The sequence below is a fragment of the Hymenobacter profundi genome (assembly GCF_019334315.1).
In the GTDB taxonomy this organism is placed as follows: Bacteria; Bacteroidota; Bacteroidia; order Cytophagales; family Hymenobacteraceae; genus Hymenobacter; species Hymenobacter profundi.
In genome coordinates this window covers 1-19,529 of record NZ_JAHWGL010000093.1, presented here as the reverse complement: position 1 = coordinate 19,529, position 19,529 = coordinate 1, and the positions used below count along the sequence as shown (strand labels likewise).

Below are 19,529 nucleotides of genomic sequence, written 5' to 3'. Positions count from 1 at the left end.
GAACAGAGTCGTTAAGCCCCGGAGCGCCCATGGTACTGCCTTCACCGGCGGGAGAGTAGGTCGCCGCCAACTTATCAGCAGCGAGGCCCCGGCCCTGCGTCCCCTCACACGGGGATGCGGCCGGGGCCTCCCTCGTTTATACCCTCGCCTCCTGCTAAAACCGGGGGCTGCACGGAAGCTATATATTAGCTCTATCCACACGAGATAAAAGCCCGAAAGCCACATGGATCTCGAGCTTTTATCTCGTGTGGATAGAGCTAATATATAGCTGGTCCAGCTACTACCTCAATCATTTCTTCAGGAGAGAGATACTTTTGGGCTAGCACACGAAGTTGATCGTCATTAACTGTATTTATGTTGTTCAAGAAATCTGCATAATATGTGGTTGGCAGATTGAGGAATACTAATGATTTGTATTTATCGCATTGCTCAAAAACTGTACTTAGCTCATTCGCGAACTTCCCAATCATGTAGTTCTTGACGGTTTGTAGTTCTTCTGTAAGAATTAGCTCTTGTTGAAGCTGAGTTAGCTCATATCGTATTTCTTTAATAGCCGCTTCTGTACTTGCTGCATTCACGTCAGTGCCAATGACGAGGCTTGTGGCGTGTTCCCTAAGGCTGACACTGGCATGGATGCCGTATGTGAAGCCTTTGTCTTCCCGAATATTCTTCATTAGGCGAGAGCCAAAATAGCCACCTAGCACCTTGACCAATACCTGTAGAGGATGATAGTCTGGGTGGGTAGGAGGAACCCAAAGGCGGCCAATGCGCAGAGAGGACTGTAGGCTATCGGCAACTACTACTTGATCTTGTAAGGGGGAAGAAACAGGCGACAGAGAAGCAACTGTAATAGGAGCATCTGCTTGCGCTTGAACCTGTCCAAACAAATCGGCAATCAGTTGTTGCTGAGTACTGCTTACATCACCGCAAACAAACAACTCAGCGGCTGGCATGCGGTAAGCTGTTTGGTAAAAAGTTTGTACCGCTTCTACAGGAATCTTTTGGAACAGTTCCTCATCAAACGTGACGCCGTATGGATATGCGGATCCATATAGATTGCTCGAAAAACGCTCACTGGCAAGGTAGCCGTTCTTTTGACGTTCAATACGCACATTTTGAATAGTGCGTGTTTTCAATAAGTCGAATTCCGGCTCAGGGAAAGCCGCTTCCGTTGCAACATCTAGTACAAGCGGTAGTAACTGCTCGAGGTGGCGGGTAAGGCAATACAGCGTGAGAGTGGCGCGGTCGAAACCTTGCTCACACTCCAGTGAAGCGCCGTAAAAAGCCACCGTATCGGCTATTTGGCGGGCAGTGCGTGTGCGCGTACCTTCTAGCAGCATACGAGCCGTTAGCAACGAGACGCTGGGACCAGATTCATACCACTTACCAGCCGGGAAAACGATTTGCAGGCGTACGACAGGTTGAGCGCTGTTACGCAGAACGTGCAGGCGAGCTCCATTGGGGAGCGAAAGCACGTCAGCCGCGGGCAGCGTTACACTGGCCAGCGGCTGAACGGGAGGAGCGACGGTACGGTCGAGCATGAAAGCGGGTTAGTTGTTGGATGGGCCGAAAGCTTCTTCGGCCTTATTGAAGTTAAAGTGTAAGGATACGCGAATAGTTTGAGCAAGGGGGTTCTGGTTACTGTTTGGAACCAAATAAGCGCCATCAACACCAAAAACCTGGTAGCGGATGCCTAAGCCGAAGCTCAAATATTTCCGGTTGCCCTTTTCTTCGTTTTCGTACATGTAGCCTACTCGCGCTGCCAGCAAATCGTTGTACCAGTATTCGACACCGGCAGAAAGACGGATTTCCTGTAACTCTTCTTTTAAACCGCCAGGAGCATCTGTAAACGAGCTAAGCATGCCGCCTACAACTCCTTTTGCGCGACGATCTGCGTTTACTTGGTTGATGCGTTTACCTATGCTAGGTTGGCCTAGTGCAGTTATTGTGTCGCCTTGTATGTAGTAGGGCGATGGAACAAGTAGCTTATTAGCATCAATTGTGAACGTAATCTTGTTATACGCGTCCAATTCACGCGTCAGGGCAGCGCCTAGCTTCAAGTTAGTTGGCAAAAAGTCTGCTTGCGTAGCGTTGGTATAGGTGATTTTGTTGCCGATGTTGCTAATAGCACCACCTAATCCCAAGTTGTATTGTCCGGCACCAATCGTTAGATCTTTGTTGTAGTAGGCACCCAAATCAACGGCGGCTGCGTTGGCAGGACGGGCGTCGAAACCATCGCCAGTAAGGTTGGAACGAATAAAGCGTGCCGAAATACCCACACCGAAGTTGTCGCTCAGCTTCTGACCATAAGCAACTGAAACGGCATATTCCTTTGGGTTGTAGTTACCTAAATCGCCATTGTTCGCGTCCCGGAATTGTACTTGGCCTAAATCGAAATAAGACAGAGAGCCTGATATAGCTGCCCGTGGATTAAGGCGTGCGTAACCGGAGAGATGCGCAATGCCCATATCATCGGTGATGCCACGCAGCCAAGGAGAGTAGGACGGAGAAACGCTGTAGTTGAAAGGCACAAAACCGAGCTTACCAGCATTGTAGTAGGCCGCATTAGCATCGGGGCTGAGCGCTACCCCGGCATCGCCTAGAGCCGCAGAACGTGAATCAGGGCTTAGGGTAAGAACCGGCACTGCCGTCGTGATGGTTTTATTGGGATTCAACTGGGCAGTAGCCGTGCCTGCCAAGCCCAGCAAACCTGACAGTAAAAAGAAGCGCAAGGGCGTCTTAGACTTAGATGACATACAGAAGAGGAGAAGTGAGCCGGTAAGGAAGTGAAAACAGAGTGGAAAAGAGCTTAATTGAGGATAACCAGCTTTTCAAACTTTGAAGCGGTGGCACGGTCGCGCATAGAACGTACACTCACGCGGTACACGTATACACCGCGCGCAAGTTGGTCATTATATTCGTCGCGACCATCCCAGGAGAGCGCAGCTAAGTGCGACTCGCTACCGAACACGGTGGTTCGCAAAGTACGCACCAACTTCCCCGATACCGTAAAAATCTGTACCTGAATGTCTAGCTCATCGCCGGTGCGGTTGTGGTCGAAATGGAAGGTGGTATTCTGCGAAAAAGGATTGGGATAATTGAGGACGTGTTGCAAGGCTAGTTTCTCGGTACTGGCTGCAATAAACTCAATTTCTTTTTCGCCGGAGTTGTTGAATGTATCCCAGGCCTTGAGACGTAGCAAGTGCGGACCCGTGCTCAGTTCTTTAAACAAGTAGCGCACCTTGCCGGACTGAAACTTGTCGACATCGGCCGTGTAAAAATCGTTGAGGATAACCAGTTTGCTGGCGTCGCCATCGAGGGTAGCCGTGATTTCGTGGCCGATACCCGAGCCGGCTGTGTTGATGCCACTGGAATCGGTTAGGTTGGCCAGCAGGGTAGGGGAGGTGCCCGTAAGGCCACCAAACACAAACGACTCGTTGTCCATGAACAGCCGAATGGTAGGTGGAATAGTATCCAGGGCAGCCGTGGCATCGAGGCCACCTACTACGGTGCGGGTGGCGCCGTGGGCATCTATACGGCGTACAGAATCGGCAGCGTAGAAGCTGATTTTGCCCAAGCCGTAATTGTAGTTGATATCCTTTGGAACCACGAAGCGTAGGGAGAATTGCCCGTTGCGCACGGTTGCCTGTCCATCATATAAGATATTTTCCTGTACCTGAATCGGCTGTGGGCCATCGGTAGGCTCGCTGCCGAGCGTGCGGATGGTTTCGGGTTTCTCGAACACTGTTACGCGCGTGGTGCCGTTGAAGCTAGCATTAACGACTCCGCCCACGCGCACATCGCCTACCAATTGCACCCGCGACAGCGATTTAAGCGTGTCGGTGGGAGTGGTAGTGAAGGCATTGCCGTTGATGCTGCGTAGGGTTACGGTTTGCTCGGGGTAGGCGAGGCGGCCAGACGGGTCGCCCAGGAAAGAAAAATTGCGGTTGTAGACCGAGCGGACGCTGTTATTTTTGGTTTCAGCCAGAATGTCTCCCATGCGGGGTAGGACGCCGTTAATGGGTGTGAAAGCTGCCGCGTAGAAGGACTCAGCCAAGGCCTGGTTGTTGTTGGAAAACACTAGGCGGGTAGTGGTCAGCAGGCCCACGGCGCCGCCTTCAACATTGGTTAGCATCTCTTCGCCAGCCGAGGTACGGTCGGGGTCGTCGTAGGTGCTGAAGTCGCAGGTAGCGGTGAGCAGGAAAGCGAGGCGCTGACTGTTTTGGAGTGCTTGAATAGACGAGCGAGTTAAAATCCGCTCATCGGCCCAGCCTTCGGGGCCGCCATGGCCGCTGTAATTCATGATGAGCGTGCCCTGTTCCAGCGACTCATCAATGGCCTGCATGCACGCCGGCGAGCTTTGCCCAGCCGACGCCGCAATTTGCGGGTACATGTCGAGGTAGACCTTGTGCACGTTGTAGGCCGGCTGGTTGGCGACCAGTGCATTGGCCAGTGGCTCGGCTGAGTAAAGCGTGTGCAGGTTATAGTCGCCATCATCGGCCACAAAGGTGAGGCGGTTGCGCCACTTGCCGTAGGTGGTTGGGTCGTCGTAACGAATCAGCTTGTTGACAGTGAGAGCAGCCGTGTTCGTACCAGAAGAGACCCGCACCGGCAAGCGTCCTACCCCAATGTCCATCAGTTCATCTGTGGCCGAGTAGCTTTCGCTCAACTCGCCTTCATCATCATCGAGCAAGCCAAAATAGTCGTCGGTGGAAAACGTAACTCCTTGCTGCCCGCTGCGGGGCGCCACTACGGCAAACGACTCGCGGGACTCGTACACCGGCACGTAATTCTGATTGGCCCGATCGGGCGTGGGGTTAGTGACGTTCAGCGTACGAGGCTCAAGGTAGTAGCGCGACTTCCACCAAGTAGGAACCTTGGTGAGGTCATTGGTCGGGTCTGATTTATAATCAAACGAGGCATCACCAAATAGCAGCAAGTAGAGTTGTTTGCCGCTGGCGGTACGGTCGTAGACCTGCTTCATCAGGTCGCGGATGGCGGTGATATCCTGCCCGCCAGAGCTGTACTCGTTGTAGACCTGCGCGGTGGTGACTACCTGCACCGTGAGGCCATCGTGCGTTCGGCGGTGGGCAGCTAGGCGCTCGGCTTCGCTCAGAAACAGTGGGTGTGTGACAATCACTAGATCCGTTTTGCCGTCGAGGTTGAGGGCGTGCAGGTTTTGGTTGCCTACCCGCCCAAACAGGCGCGGCGTATATAGGTCAGCCTCTTGCCAGGCCACAAACTCGCGTAGCGAATCGGTGGGTGCTACGAAGCTGCCGCTGCTGAGCGGGTAGGCCACGGGGCGCTCCGGATGCGTCACTTCCCACACCGTGGCGCTACCCACATTGTCAACAGTAAAGCGGCTAACTGCCTGCGGCGCGATGTTGCTGAAAGAGCGAAAATCAAGCTGACGGCCACTGCCCACGTAGCGCAGCTGGCGCTGGGTGTTCAGCTCTACGTAGTCGAGCCAGGCGCGGGCACTCCCATCAGTGCTACTGAAGGTGTACCGCACGCGCGTATCGGCCGCCAAAGAGGTTGGGGTGATAGCCAACGTTGTGAGGGCCGTATTGGCGCGCTCGGGGTAGGAGGATGCCGAGCGACCCAAAATGGATTGTGTACCGGCGTTCTGTCCGTTTAGGGCCAACTGTACCGTGCTTGCGCTAAGGCTAGAGGCGGCCACCGACGATGTGAGCTGCACTGCTGCGCCCAGCACTGCGTTTGGCACTGTAAACGGAACTTCCAACGTGCCTCCTTCCAACGGTTCGCCTAACCACTGCCGCCCCGACTTCTGAATGTTGACAATATCGTGCTCGTAGTAGTCTCGGTGGGCGAAGGTGGTGATGGTGGCAGTGGGCGCGGCCGCGGTGGTGGCCGTGGTGAGACGCCGTCCCGCACCAGTGCCTACCGTCACGAAATAGTAGGCTGTGTCGGTATACAGATGCTGCACGTGGCGAAAGCGCGGGGTAGGGGCCATGGGGTCTCGCTCCCACACGTGCGGACCGCGGGAGTAAAACGTCAGGTATTCGTTGTCGTCAAAAACTGCGTCGGCATTGCCCACGAACCCGAGTGCTAGTTCTTCTAAGTCGGCGGGGCGGGGGGCGCCATTGAGCTGGGGCAACATGCCGCCGGCCGCATTGCCAAACACCTGAATCCGGCGTGGATCGGTGCTTTGCACGCTGATGCCTAAGGAAGTCAGTGCTGCTTTATCAAGCTTATACACACCACTTTCAGGGACCCCAATCTTATACCATACGCCTTGGCGAAGCACAGAAGCTGAGGTATGATTGCGCTGGGTGCGTGACGGCCGATTGGCAGTAGTACCCGCTCCACCGAGCACATAGCGGTAGTCAAACGAAATCAGCTTCTCTACCTGGCCCGATTGGGCGTTGCGGCGCACAGCGGGCAAATCTACATAAGTGATGGGCTGGCGGTTGGCCATACCAAATCGGAGGGTAGGGCCTGCGGGAAACGTGGCGCCTTCAAGAGCACGCGCATCGGTAGCGGCGAAAGCCTCATACATCGCGTTTTCCATCTGCCCTTCACTCACTCGGCCATTGATGCGCAGGGTATACAACCCTGCTCGGGCCCCTGGCTCATACGTGGCGCCCCGAAAGGTAGGCACGCGGCGCTCCTGGCCGTTGGGGCTAGTGAGCGTAGTGTAGCCTTGCCAGGCAAGTTGCTGCGAGAGAACCGTCTGCGCTTGGCTCGGCACTAAGGCAACCAATACCAGCAGGCACGCGAGCAAAAGCGAAGTAGGGAAGCGCATAGAAGTTCGAATCAAATAAAGAGCGGCGTAGGTAACAGTAGAAGAAAAGCGCACGTGAAACACACCTGCCACTTACTCAGTTTAGTGGGCAATGCAGGCAATAAGGATAACAGCCGCGCCGCAGGAATATTGCACTGTATATAGAGTAGGCTCAGCTTCGCGCTGGCCGTGCTACGGACAGCACAACGTATAGCAAAATGACAAGCGGTACGGCGGCGGCTTGTAAGAGAAAAAGCAATACTACCGCCAAACCCAAAAATACAAACCGCAGCGCATTACCCGACCACCTAAAGTGCTTGAACTTAAGCGCGAACAGCGGCAGCTCGGCCACCAGCAAGCCCGACAGCACAGCCGTAAGTACCAGCAGCACCCACGGATTAAGAATCAGGTGCGCTAGGTTAAATCGGTCGTCGAGGAGGATGAGGGGGAGAGAGGCCACTACCAGCGTGCACGCGGGGGTAGGCAGACCAATAAAGGAATCGCTCTGGCGGGTGTCGTTGTTGAACTTGGCTAGGCGCAGGGCCGAAAACACTGTCACGATAAAACCCAGGTAGGGCAGCCAGTCGGGCAAGTCTGTGCCGCCGCGTACCAGCAGCTGCATCAGCATGGCGCCTGGCACTACCCCAAACGATACCATATCGGCCAGCGAGTCAAGGTCTTTGCCAATCGGCGACGACACGTGCAGGGCACGGGCCAGTAGACCATCGGCAAAGTCAAACGCCGCCGCCAGGGCTACGAAGTAGGCCGCCAAGTCCAACCGCCCGGCAAAAATCTGACTAACGGCCAAGCAGCCGGAAAACAGGTTGAGACAGGTAACCGCGTTGGGAATATGTCTTTTCATATAGGAGGGTCTTAAGGGCTTGTCTGAGCGTCATTTCGAACGCAGTGAGAAATCTCGCGTGCTGACGGTAGATAGAAAGTATTCTCAAGCGAGATTTCTCACTGCGCTCGGAATAACATTCAAACAAGTCCTTTATTGCAGAAACGGATTGGATTGGCGCTCGGCACCGATGGTAGTGGCGGGGCCGTGGCCGGGGTACACTACCGTTTCGTTGGGCAGGGTAAGCAACTGCGTGCGAATGCTTTGCAGAAGCGTAGCATGGTTGCCGCCAGGCAAATCGGTGCGGCCAATGCTTCCCTGGAACAGCACGTCGCCGCCGATGACGGTGTGGGTAGGGGCGTGGTAGAACACCACGTGTCCGGGGGCGTGGCCCGGCGCAAAGCGCACTTCCAGCTCGGTTTCGCCAATGCGTACTGCTTTGTCGGGCGTGAGCGTGCCCGTGGGCTCGGCGGGGGAGTAGGCCGGAAAGCCGTAGTTGGCCGCGTAGGTAGGCACGGCGCGCAGTACGGGCAAATCGGCCTCGTGCAGCAGGTAGGGGACTTTATACGTGTCGATGACGAACTGATTGCCCAGCACGTGGTCGATGTGGGCGTGGGTGTTCAGCAGCAGTACTACCTGTAGTTTTTCGGCCTCGATGTACTCGCGTAGCGCCTGCTGCTCGGCGCGGTCGTAGCAGCCGGGGTCTACGATGGCGCACTGGCGGGTGGCTTCATCAATGAGCAGATAGGTATTCTCCGAAAAGGCATTAAAGGTGAAGCCGGCAACTAGCATAAAGTAAAGAAAAGAAACCAGCACGCGCTGGATGAAATTGGGGAGGTAAGTTACGAGAGTTGACGCGAACCGAAGCCCGCCGCGGCTTGTTGTGGGCAACCACCCGTACCCAACGCCGGCAATTTCGCGTTACTTTACCCCTGCATGACAACCTACGACTACCTGCTGATTGGGCACGGCCTGGCGGGGGCTACTCTGGCCCACACTCTGCGCCGGCGCGGCCGCACGGTGCTGGTCTACGACCCCGGCCATCCCAATTCGGCCTCTAAGGTAGCGGCCGGGCTGATTAATCCTGTGGCCGGCAAGCGTTTCGCGCTGGCCTGGAAAATAGACGAGTTGCTACCCGCCGCTACGGCTTTCTATCAGGCAATGGAGCAGCACTATGGCGAAACGTTTTTCATTCAAGCGCCTATCCAAAAGCTGTTTTCGTCGGTGGCGGAGCAGAATACGGTAGTGGCCCGTAGCGCCGATGCGCCCTGGCGGCATTACGTGACGGAGGTAACCGGCGCCCTGCCCCCGCTGGCGGGCGTGCGGCAGGAGTTCGGCGGCATCCAGATTCAGCACGGCGGCTACGTGCGGCTGCGCGAGCTGCTGGCTATGCTGGCTCAGGAAGCGCTGGCTCAGGGCTGGCTGCGTCAGGAAGTATTCGAATGGTCGCAGCTGGTGTTTGATGCCGACGGCGCTACCTACGCACCCGGCCAGGTACGGGCCCGGCAAGTGGTGTGCTGCGAGGGGGTAGGAGCCGTTCAGAATCCGTATTTCAACTGGCTGCCGCTCACGCCCAACCAAGGCGAAGTGCTGGACGTGGCGTGTCCCGGCCTACCCGACGGGCAGGTGCTCAACAAAGGCGCCTACGTGGTGCCGCTGGGCGAGGGGCATTTCCGGGTAGGAGCTACCTACCGCTGGCCGCCGTTTGCGGAGGGCATCACGCCGGAAGCCACGGCCGAGCTAAGCCAGCGCCTCGCCGACATGACTACCCTACCCTTTACCATCACGGCGCAACGTGCCGGCGTACGCCCCGCCGTGCGCGACCGAAAACCCTTGCTGGGGCGGCACCCCGGACTGCCTATTTTAAGTATATTTAACGGTTTCGGCTCCAAAGGCGTACTGCTGGCGCCGGGGCTGGCCGACCAGCTGGCTAATTACTTGGAAAATAGTGCCTCCGACCTGTGGCCGGAGGTCAATATTTCCCGATATCACGCGTTGTATAAAGCCGCTCCGGTGGCCGCTGCTTTTTCTTCCTGAACTCTTCTTTCTGGTTCCTATATGAAGCACTACTCCTTACTGTTACCCCGCCGGGTAGGCCGGTTGCTGGGACTTGCTGTGCTGCTGTTATCGGGTTCTTTCTGGGTGGCCCCCTCCGCTGCCGTGGCGCAAACCGCACAGGAACCATTTGGGCGGGTGCGCCTGCAATACAAGCGGTTCGACTGGATGCAGCTGAGCACCCAGAACTTCAACGTTTACTATTACGCTGGGGGTGAAATTGCAGCCCGCCGCGCCGCTGAGTACGCCGAGAAAGAGTTGCAGCGCATCACCTCGCTCATCGGCTATTACCCCTATTCCAAAACCACCATCATGCTCTATAACTCCGTGGGCGACCTGCGGCAGAGCAACATTGGGCTAGATCAGGATAAGTACCAGATGGGTGGCGAAACCTCGCTGCTGCGCATGACCAAGGTGCAGATTGCCTACCAGGGCCAGCAAACGCAGTTTAAGCGCGACGTGAGCTACCAGGTAACCCGCGTGCTGCTCAACGACATGATGTACGGCGGCTCGCTGAAAGAAGTGCTGCAAAGCACCTACCTGCTGCAACTGCCCGACTGGTTTATCGGTGGGGCTTCGGCCTACGCCGCCGAGGGCTGGAGCGTGGACATGGACAACTACATGCGCGACATGACCCAGCAATACGAGGGCACGCGCACGGCACCATTCTTCCTGCGCAACCCCCAACTGGCCGGCCAAAGCATCTGGAACTACATCGCGGAGCGCTACGGCTACACCACTATTCAGAACATTTTGAACCTCACGCGTATTACGCGCGATGTGGAGGTAGGCATCAGCTCGTCGCTGAACGTGCCGTACAAGATTTTTCTGCGCGACTGGCTGCAATATTATCGCCAACTGAATGCCCAGCCCCAGACGGCTTTTGTGCCGCTGAATGAGCAGGCGCAACTGACCTCGCGCAACAACCGCAAGTCGGTAATTTACTCGCAGCCAGTGCTCAGTCCCAACGGCCAACGCTTGGCTTATGTGGCCAATGAGGGCGGGCGCTACCGCGTGATAGTGGTGAACCGCGACGGCTCGCACCGCGACGTGATTCACCGCAACGGCTACCGCACGCCCGATCAACAAGTGGAAACGCGCCTGCCGGTGCTGGCGTGGCGCGGCAACAACCAAGTAGCCGTGGCCGAGATGGACAAAGGGTACATGACCCTGCGCCTACGGCAAGCCGGTGGTAGTGGCTTCGCCAACACCTTGGAGCGCCTGCTCGATGCCTTACCCTTCCGGCGGAAGGATGAGTCCATTTTTCGGCAGTTTACGCAGGTGATGAGCCTGGCCTACTCGCCCGATGGCAAATCGTTGGTATTCAGTGCCGCCCGCGATGGGCAGAACGATCTGTACTTGCTGCGCGCTGGTAGCCGGCGGCCCGAAAAGCTGACCGACGATGTGTTCGATGATGTGGAGCCTACCTTCCTACCCAATGGCGAGGGCATTGTGTTCAGCTCCAACCGTTGGCTCGATAGCACGGGCACGGCGCGGGGCGATTTCAGCTCTGTAGTCAATAATTACGACCTGTTTCTGTACCACCTCGATGGTCGGCCCCGGCCAATGGAGTCATTGGTCAGCACCATCTCCAACGAAGGCACTCCCCGCGCTATTTCCGATTCTGAAGTCTTGTATCTAGGGGAAGAAAGCGGGATTCGGAGCGTGTATCGGCTGAATCTGGCTACCCGGCAGCGCACGGCCGTAACCAGTTTTCCGGTTGATATCCGCAGCTTCGACTACAACGCCACAACCAACGCGTTGGGCTTCGTTACCACCGACCGTGCCCGCGACGCGGTGTTTCTTTATCCCAACTACCCGCTGCCTGAGGGCGTGAAGCTCTACAGAACGGCGCGCCAGGAAACGTTGGAAGACCGCTCGCGCCCCAAGCCGGCCCCTGTGCGCCGGCCGGTAACGCCGTCTGCCGTGCGCCGCCCCGCCCCGGCCCCCACGCCGGCTACTACCGACTCTACGCTGGCCGTAACGACCCCCGCTGCCACGCCCGATACAACCCAGACGACGGCTCCGGTGGTTGCTACGCCAAGCTCCACGGCACCGCGCCGCACCCAGCAGGTGAACGTGAGTGATTATAAGTTCGACGAGGATATTCCGATGTCGACGGCTCGCAACAATACCGCACAGCGTCGTCGCACCCCCTCGGCTACAACCAAGGCCCTGACGGCCGCCCCAACCCCGCCACCAGCCAATGCATTGGCTATCAACGGCCCCTACCGCTACGACAACCGTTTCAGCATCGACAACGTGGTGTCGTCGCTGTACGTGGACCCGCTACTGGGCTTTGGCTTGATTGGGCAGGCCAATATGTCGGACCTGTTCGAGAACCACCGGATACGGGCCAGTATCTTCGCGCTTACTGATCTGAAAACCAGTAATATGTATGCGGAGTACACCAACCTGACGCATCGCTATGACTGGAGCATTCGGTATCAGAAGCAGGCGTATTTCCTGAACGTGCCGGATCTGTCGAACTACCTGACGCGCTACGGTCGGCACGAAATTGCGCCTACTATTGCCTACCCCCTCACGCACAACCTGAGCGTGCGCGGTGGTCCGAGCTACGTGAACATTAGTCGCTTGGTGCTGAACGACCTGCCCGGTGAGGCAGATGTCAACCGGAACTACTTGGGCTTCAACGGCGAGTTGATCTTCGACAATGCCATTGCTACGGGCGTGAACATGCTGCAAGGCACACGCATGAAGATAGGCTACCAGAAGATGACCAGCATGGATAATAACGACCTGAATTTGAGTAATCTGTACGTGGATTTGCGCCACTACCAGAAAATTCACCGGTCCATTATTTGGGCGACGCGCGTGAGCCACGGGCAGTTCTTCGGCCCGGCGCAGTCGGTATACCGTTTGGGTGGTATGGACAATTGGTTGAACAACAAATTCGAGAACGACCCAGCGCTGCCTCAAACCCAGCGCCTGCAACCCTCCACCGTTGCTTCTTCTAACTACGACCCTACCCAGCTGTTCTACCAGCAGTTCGTGACGAACCTACGAGGTTTCAACTACAGTAAGCGCAACGGTCCGAAATACATTCTGTTCAACACCGAACTGCGCGTACCCATCATTCAGTACCTCTCCAACAAGCCCATTTACTCTGGCTTCTTCCGCAATCTGCAACTAACGGGTTTTGTAGATGGTGGTTCGGCTTATTCTGGCGTCAATCCTTTCAACACCAACAACTCCTATAATACGCAGCCCTTCGGCGGAAACGGTAACGCCTTTTCCGGTACGGTTACCACCTTCGGCAATCCGCTGCTGATTGGCTACGGCGGCGGTATTCGCACCACCATCCTGGGTTTCTATGGCAAAGCCGATGTGGCCTGGGGGCAGGAGGACTACAACCGTTCGGGACCGAAATTCTACTTCACGCTGGGGTACGATTTCTAAAACCCTGGCACAAGCAATAATTTGATGGAACAGCCGCCGCGACATATCGTGGCGGCTGTTGTTTTTAGGGCAGGTCAGAAGCAACTAGCATCTTTGATGACGATGGACCTGCCTACCCTAAGTTCGCGTGCCGTATCTTTGTGGTCCGTTTTCTACCCCGCTTCCCATGCAGCTCGTTCGTGAGATTGGCTATCTGATGCAGAAAGACTTTCGTCTGGAATGGCGGCAGCGTGCTACCCTCAGCGGCATGTTGCTGTACGTGGGCAGCACGGTATTCGTGTGCTACATCAGCTTTGCCTTGCGGGGGGGGGAGTTGCCCGCTCCCGCCTGGAATGCGTTGTTCTGGATTATCCTGCTGTTCACGGCCGTGAATGCCGTAGCCAAAGGATTCTTGCAGGAAAGCCGCGGCCGGCAGCTCTACTATTATGCGCTAGTGCGCCCGCAGGCTGTGATTCTGGCTAAAATCGGCTACAACGTGCTGCTCCTGTTGGGGCTCGGTGGGGTAGGGTTTGCGCTCTATGCGTTGATGCTGGGCAACCCGGTGCAGGATGTGCCGCTGTTTTTGTTGAATATGGCGCTAGGGGCCATTGGATTTGCCTCCACACTCACGCTGGTATCGGGCATTGCGGCTAAGGCCACTAACAGCCATACGCTCATGGCCATTCTGGGCTTTCCCTTAATGATTCCGATGCTGCTACTGCTCATCAAAGTTTCCAAAAATGCATTGGATGGGCTGGAGTTCGACGCTAGCCGTAGCTCTTTACTCACACTGGTAGCGCTGAATATGATTGTAGGAGCTGTTTCCTACCTGCTTTTCCCGTTCCTGTGGCGCTCCTGATTCGTGCCCAGCTTTTCATGCAGAATTAATGTTGACTGTCCGGAATTTGTATACTGTTTCTCTTCGTTCACCAAAGACTGCGGCCTTCGGGTATAGCAGCAAGTAGCTTATGAAAAACAATTGGTGGAAAGGTCTGGCCGTGGTGCTGCTGCTATACGTGGCGGCGGCGGGCCTGCTGATGCCGGTGCCCCGGCTGGCAATTCTCAACGAGAGCATTCGTAACCTCTACTTCCACGTGCCTATGTGGTTTGGGATGACGGCGGTGCTCACGGCTTCGGTCTATTACTCGGTGCGCTACCTGCGCGCTCCTACCCCCCAGTTGGATATTCTCTCCCACGAAGCTGCCAAGACCGGCATTTACATGGGGTTCGTGGGGTTAGCTACGGGTAGCATCTGGGCTAAATATACGTGGGGTGCATGGTGGACCAACGACCCCAAGCTTAACGGGGCGGCCATTGCCATGCTCATTTATGGTGCCTACCTAGTCTTGCGCTCGTCTTTCCAGGATGAGCAGCAACGCGCCCGTGTTTCGGCTATCTACAACATATTCGCCTTTGCGGCGGCCATGCCGCTGTTCTTCATCCTGCCGCGCCTGACGGCCTCGTTGCACCCCGGCGCGGGCGGCAACCCGGCGTTTGCCAAGTACGACCTGGACAGCAATATGCGTCTGGTATTCTATCCCGCCGTGATTGGATGGACGCTATTAGGATTTTGGTTGGCGCAACTGGCTAGCCGCGTGGCCTTTCTCAAACAAAAAGTATATGACAAACAGCTTGCGTAACAAGGGTCTTGGATTGATGAAGAGAGGTAGGGTGATGCGGATAGTAACTCTCTTCATAGCATTGCTGCTGCCGGTACTACGTGCTGCCGCCCAAACTGCTGATCAGCCCGAAATGGCTGACGCCCTGCGCCAGAGTGGCAAAATCTACGTGGTGGTGGCCGTTATTGCCGTAGTATTGGCCGGGCTGCTGTTTTTTTTGATTTCGCTGGACCGCAAAATCAGCCGTTTGGAGAAGGAAGTGCGCGACTAGGCGCGCCCTTACGAGCACTCTTCCACAATAGTTGCCGATTGCGTGCGTACTTTTGCCGCGGGCAACAGATTTAGTCTCACGCTTTTTACGGGTAGGGGACTTTTCTACCCGGCTTTCTTGTTCTGAGTTGCTGTCGCTTTTCGGCAGCGCCGCGTCTTCCGCTTTTTTGCACCCATGAAGAAATCGCATATTCTCATTTTGGCCGTTATCGCCGCCGCCATTGGTATTCTGATGACTACTTCGGCCGATGTCAGCCAATACGTTTCGTTCAAAGAGGCCCGCGAGTTGGCCGCCGAGGGCAAGAACACCAAAGTGCACGTGGTAGGCCGCCTGCCGCGCAGTGGCCAGCAGATTATGGGCCTGGAGTACAACCCTACCCTCGACCCCAACTACTTTGCTTTCACCCTGGTGGATACCAACCGCATCGCTCAACGCGTGGTGTATTTCAATCCCAAGCCCCAGGATTTTGATAAGTCGGAGCAGGTAGTGATTACCGGCGCCATGCGCAACGACGTGTTCGTAGCCGATAAAATCCTGCTGAAGTGCCCCTCTAAATACGTGGAGAAAGACATTAAAGGCGCCACGGCGTCGGTTAATTAAAAGTTGAGAATTAAACAGTTGAAATGCGGAGTGAGCCAGAGATAATGCGCGGGATAGTGGAAGCGAAACTTCGCTTCTGGCCGCGCATAAGTATGGCTTCTTTTTACTGCTTTTTAATTGTCAACGCTCAATTTTTAACTGCTACAGCGCAGGTACCCAACGATGACATTGAGAAGCGCCGCGTGCTGCGCCTGAACGAGCAAGTAACGTCTACTACAACAAGCTGCACCGTACAGTGGGCCTGCGTCGACGAGAAGCTGACGGGCAAGTGCATCGAGTACCACAACGACCAGTGGTTTGAGTTCACGCCTTCGGTTTCAGGGCGTTACTACGTGAATATCAGTGGGCAAAAGTGCCGTGATACCCGCGGTGTGCAGTTGGTGGTGCTTACGGGTACTCCTTGCCAACCTGCTACCTACCGGGTATTGTCCTGTACCTCGTTGGGCAGCCAGGACGATGTATTTGTGATGTTGGATAGCCTGCAAGCCGGGCAGCCCTACTTGCTGGATGTGGATGGCTACCTGAAAGACTTTTGCCAGTTTGCCTTGGCCATCAGTCAGCAGCCGCAAGGCCGCCCTGCCGCCGCTGAGCCCTCATTGAGCAGCGCGGTGCCCACCGATGCCAGGGTAGTACAGCTGCACTGGACCCTACCCGACTCCTTGGGTAGCACCACCCGGTTTCAGGTGGTGCGCCGCGAGGCAGCGGAGTTTCGCAGCCAGCCGTTGGCAGCGTTGGAGGTGGGCCGCACCACCTACGGCGGCAGCGACCAAAGCTACTCTTATACCGATACGCTCACGGCTCCCGGTCGCTACCTCTACCAAATAGTAGCCGAAGCGCCCAACAACGCGCCGCCGCTGCTGTTGCAGCAACAGTGGGTGGCCTACGTGCAGCGAATGCCCTCTGCCGCCAAGAAGCAAGCTGCCACCCGGCAGCGAGACTCCCGAACCATGATGCAGTGGCAACGACGGCAGCATCAGGCCCGCCTGAAGCATTTGTCTACCACTGAAAAAAGGAAGTAGAGCACCTTTCGAGCACTACGCAGCAAGTCTTTTCAACAAACAGTTTATGCTAAATACGTTCATCGGTGACCTGGGACACGCAAGTGTCATTGTAGCGTTTGCGGCGGCCTGCGTAGCGGCCTATTCCTACTACATGGCGGCCAAAGACCAGCCGCTGGGCGCTACCGATCTGGGCTGGCAGCGGCTGGCTCGTGGCGCGTTCTTCGTGCACGGGGCGGCTGTGCTGGCAGTTATTGCCAGCTTGTTCGCCATTATCCACGGCCACCACTACGAGTACTACTACGCTTGGAGCCACAGTAGCAACCACTTGCCGGTGTACTACATGATTTCCTGTTTCTGGGAAGGCCAGGAGGGGTCATTTCTGCTCTGGATTTTCTGGCAGGTAGTGTTGGGCTTCATCATTATTCGATACAGTAAGAAATGGGAAGCGCCGGTGATGGCCGTGTTTGCGGGCGTGCAGTTGTTCCTGGTTTCCATGATTCTGGGGGTAGTGATTGGCGACGTCAAGATTGGCTCCTCGCCGTTTATTTTGCTGCGCGACTTCCTGGATATTCCGGTTTTCAAAACCGACCCCAACTTCATTCCCAAGGACGGCACCGGCCTGAACGCCCTGCTCCAGAACTACTGGATGGTGATTCACCCACCCACGCTGTTCCTGGGCTTTGCTCTCACACTGGTGCCGTTTGCCTACGCCATGGCCGGCCTCTGGAAGCGCGAGCTGACCGCCTGGGTGCAGCCTGCTATTCGGTGGACGCTGGTAGGTGGTCTGGTGCTAGGGGTAGGGGTGATGATGGGTGCCTACTGGGCCTACGAAACACTAAACTTCGGTGGCTACTGGAACTGGGACCCGGTAGAAAATGCCGTGTACATTCCGTGGTTGGTGCTAGTAGCATCGTTGCACGGCCTTATCTTGTGGAAGCGCGGCAAAACCGGCCTGCGCACGTCGTTTGTGCTCGTCATTGCCACGTTTGTGCTGGTGCTGTACGCTACCTTCCTCACGCGTAGTGGCGTGTTGGGCAACGCCTCGGTGCACTCCTTTACGGACCTGGGCCTATCGGGCCAGCTGCTGATTTATCTGGGTGTTTTCGCGGTGCTGTCTGTGGCGCTGCTGGTAGCGCGCTGGCGTTCTATTCCGGTTTCGGAGAAAGAGCTTACTACCTACAATCCTGAGCTGTGGGTGTTTGTGGGAGCTACGGTACTATGCCTGGGCGCGTTTCAGGTGCTGGTAACCACTAGTATTCCGGTTTATAATGCCTTCTTAGGCTTCATCGGCATCAAATCCAACCTGGCCCTACCCGCCGACCAGATTGGACACTACACCAAAATTCAGCTGTGGATGGGGGTAGGCGTAGTCTTCCTGTCGGGGCTGGCGCAGGTGATGTGGTGGCAGAAAAACGATAAGGAAAGCCTCACCAACTCGCTCACGGTGCCGGGCATCCTCACGCTGCTGGGCGCTGCCCTGGTAATTTTGCTGGTGCGCTACAACAAGCTGGAGATGAAGCCCGTGTATATCGTGCTGCTAACTGCGGCCCTGTTCGGCGTGCTGGCCAACCTAAGCATGGTGCTCACGCTGCTGCGGCGCAAGGTGAGCCTGTCGGGCGGCGGCGTGGCGCATATTGGCGTGGCGCTGATGCTGCTGGGTATTCTGGCCTCGGCGGGCTACTCCAACATCATCTCCGGCAACGTGTCGGGCCTAGTGTATTCCAAGGAATTCAACGAAGAGCTGAACCGCGACAATGTGCTGCTGTGGCGCAACGAAGCTGCTCCTATGGGGCCGTATGAAGTGAGCTATACCGGTCAATATCTTGATGTGCCCGGCGTGCCTGGCTACGTCAACAAAGAACTACTCTTCCGCACCGACGACGAGTATAAAGCCGTTGCCCGCGGCGATGTGAAGCGCGGCGGCAAAGTGTATTACAAGGCCGGCGATACGCTCGAAATTCTGCCCGAGAACACCTACTACCGCGTGGAGTACAAGGAGAAGGAAAGCGGCAAAACCTTCGAGCTGTTCCCGCGCGCGCAGGCTAACGAGGAAATGGGCGGCTTGCTTGCCTCGCCTGATATCAAGAAGTTCTGGGACCACGATATCTATTCGCACGTAAGCGCTACCCCGCCCACCACCGGCCCCGATTGGAGCGAGGTAACGGAGCACGTACTGAGCGTAGGCGACACCATCTACCTCAACGACTACTTTGCGGTATTGCGTGCCGTGGAGCCCGCGCATCAAACGGCTGGTCTAAATCTGAAGGAAGGCGACTTGGCCATTCAGGGTGACTTCATTGTGTACGGTGAGAAGCGCCAGTACCATATTCACCCCATGTTTGTGGTGCGCAACCGCATGGTAGGCCGCGTGCCCGACCAATCGGAAGACCTGGGCCTGCGCCTCACGTTCTTGAACGTAGACCCCACGGCCGGCAAATTCACCTTCGGTGTAAGCACGGCTCAGAAGGACTACATCATTCTGAAAGCGATGGAGAAGCCTTTCATCAACCTGCTCTGGAGCGGTACGCTGCTAATGGCAGTAGGCTTCGGCATGGCCTTCGTGAAGCGCCGTCGCGACACCAGCGCCGCCCTACCCGCGACCAACGACGAGGCCACCCCACTACGGGCACGGCCCGTACAGCGTCCGCGCCAAGTGGCTTAACGCACGCTTTGCCAGAACTGAAAAGCCGGTCTACCTTAATGGTAGTCCGGCTTTTCTGCGTCAGGTGGCAACACTTCCCTATGTTGACCTGAAAATACACGGAAGCTATTTCCGTAATCCAAGCTGCGAAGTAGCCGCGTAGTGGCGGAAGGTTCGTAGAAAAATAGCGTTGCCCGCACGAAGCGCCGCATAGCGGTGCAAGAATGGGTAGAGTCTTTATACCACTACACAGCGCTGATCAGTAATAATCATCAACTCATCTGCAGACCCAAAAAATCGCTACGCGGCTGCTCCGCTATTTGAGGTACTCTACAATAAAAAGGGCAGCCAAATGGC

General features: G+C 56.3%; 13 protein-coding genes. 8 read left to right on the top strand and 5 right to left on the bottom strand.

The genetic code is table 11. The features are described 5' to 3' along the window. Window positions 1–257: 257 nt before the first annotated feature. The 5 genes from KYK14_RS17545 to KYK14_RS17525 form a co-directional block, all read right to left on the bottom strand. Window positions 258–1,541: a M16 family metallopeptidase gene (locus KYK14_RS17545; protein WP_219160649.1), complete on the bottom strand. Its 1,284-nt coding sequence runs from the start codon at window positions 1,539–1,541 to the stop codon at window positions 258–260. 9 nt (window positions 1,542–1,550) lie between these two features. Next, window positions 1,551–2,756: a type IX secretion system outer membrane channel protein PorV gene (porV, locus tag KYK14_RS17540; protein ID WP_219160647.1), complete on the bottom strand. Its 1,206-nt coding sequence runs from the start codon at window positions 2,754–2,756 to the stop codon at window positions 1,551–1,553. A 53-nt stretch (window positions 2,757–2,809) separates the two neighbouring features. Next, window positions 2,810–6,781, bottom strand: coding sequence for a type IX secretion system sortase PorU (gene porU / locus KYK14_RS17535; RefSeq protein ID WP_219160645.1), 3,972 nt, complete (start codon window positions 6,779–6,781; stop codon window positions 2,810–2,812). 136 nt (window positions 6,782–6,917) lie between these two features. Continuing rightward, window positions 6,918–7,607 (bottom strand): CDP-alcohol phosphatidyltransferase family protein, encoded by a 690-nt coding sequence (locus KYK14_RS17530; RefSeq protein WP_219160643.1) that lies wholly within the window; start codon window positions 7,605–7,607, stop codon window positions 6,918–6,920. A gap of 132 nt (window positions 7,608–7,739) precedes the next feature. Continuing rightward, window positions 7,740–8,378, bottom strand: a complete 639-nt coding sequence (locus KYK14_RS17525) for an MBL fold metallo-hydrolase (protein ID WP_219160641.1) — start codon at window positions 8,376–8,378, stop codon at window positions 7,740–7,742. A 144-nt stretch (window positions 8,379–8,522) separates the two neighbouring features. On the opposite strand from KYK14_RS17525, the gene KYK14_RS17520 reads away from it, so the two are divergent. The 8 genes from KYK14_RS17520 to ccsA all read left to right on the top strand — a co-directional run bounded on the left by KYK14_RS17520 (window position 8,523) and on the right by ccsA (window position 19,193). Then, entirely contained in the window at window positions 8,523–9,623 is a 1,101-nt protein-coding gene (locus KYK14_RS17520) for an NAD(P)/FAD-dependent oxidoreductase (RefSeq protein ID WP_219160639.1), read from the top strand. A gap of 21 nt (window positions 9,624–9,644) precedes the next feature. Then, window positions 9,645–13,061 (top strand): TolB-like translocation protein, encoded by a 3,417-nt coding sequence (locus KYK14_RS17515; protein ID WP_246601908.1) that lies wholly within the window; start codon window positions 9,645–9,647, stop codon window positions 13,059–13,061. Between the two features lie 166 nt (window positions 13,062–13,227). Then, entirely contained in the window at window positions 13,228–13,899 is a 672-nt protein-coding gene (locus tag KYK14_RS17510; RefSeq protein WP_246601907.1) for a heme exporter protein CcmB, read from the top strand. A 109-nt stretch (window positions 13,900–14,008) separates the two neighbouring features. Continuing rightward, window positions 14,009–14,680 (top strand): cytochrome c biogenesis protein, encoded by a 672-nt coding sequence (locus tag KYK14_RS17505; RefSeq protein WP_219160637.1) that lies wholly within the window; start codon window positions 14,009–14,011, stop codon window positions 14,678–14,680. Window positions 14,681–14,741: 61 nt separating this feature from the next. After that, window positions 14,742–14,930, top strand: coding sequence for a CcmD family protein (locus tag KYK14_RS17500; protein WP_343217131.1), 189 nt, complete (start codon window positions 14,742–14,744; stop codon window positions 14,928–14,930). A gap of 174 nt (window positions 14,931–15,104) precedes the next feature. Continuing rightward, a complete protein-coding gene (locus tag KYK14_RS17495; protein ID WP_185282401.1) occupies window positions 15,105–15,530 on the top strand; it encodes a cytochrome c maturation protein CcmE domain-containing protein in 426 nt (141 codons plus the stop codon). A gap of 92 nt (window positions 15,531–15,622) precedes the next feature. Continuing rightward, entirely contained in the window at window positions 15,623–16,549 is a 927-nt protein-coding gene (locus KYK14_RS17490) for a hypothetical protein (RefSeq protein ID WP_219160635.1), read from the top strand. Between the two features lie 46 nt (window positions 16,550–16,595). Then, on the top strand, window positions 16,596–19,193 hold the full coding sequence (gene ccsA, locus KYK14_RS17485) for a cytochrome c biogenesis protein CcsA (protein WP_219160633.1): 2,598 nt from the start codon (window positions 16,596–16,598) through the stop codon (window positions 19,191–19,193). The last annotated feature ends 336 nt before the right edge of the window (window positions 19,194–19,529 follow it).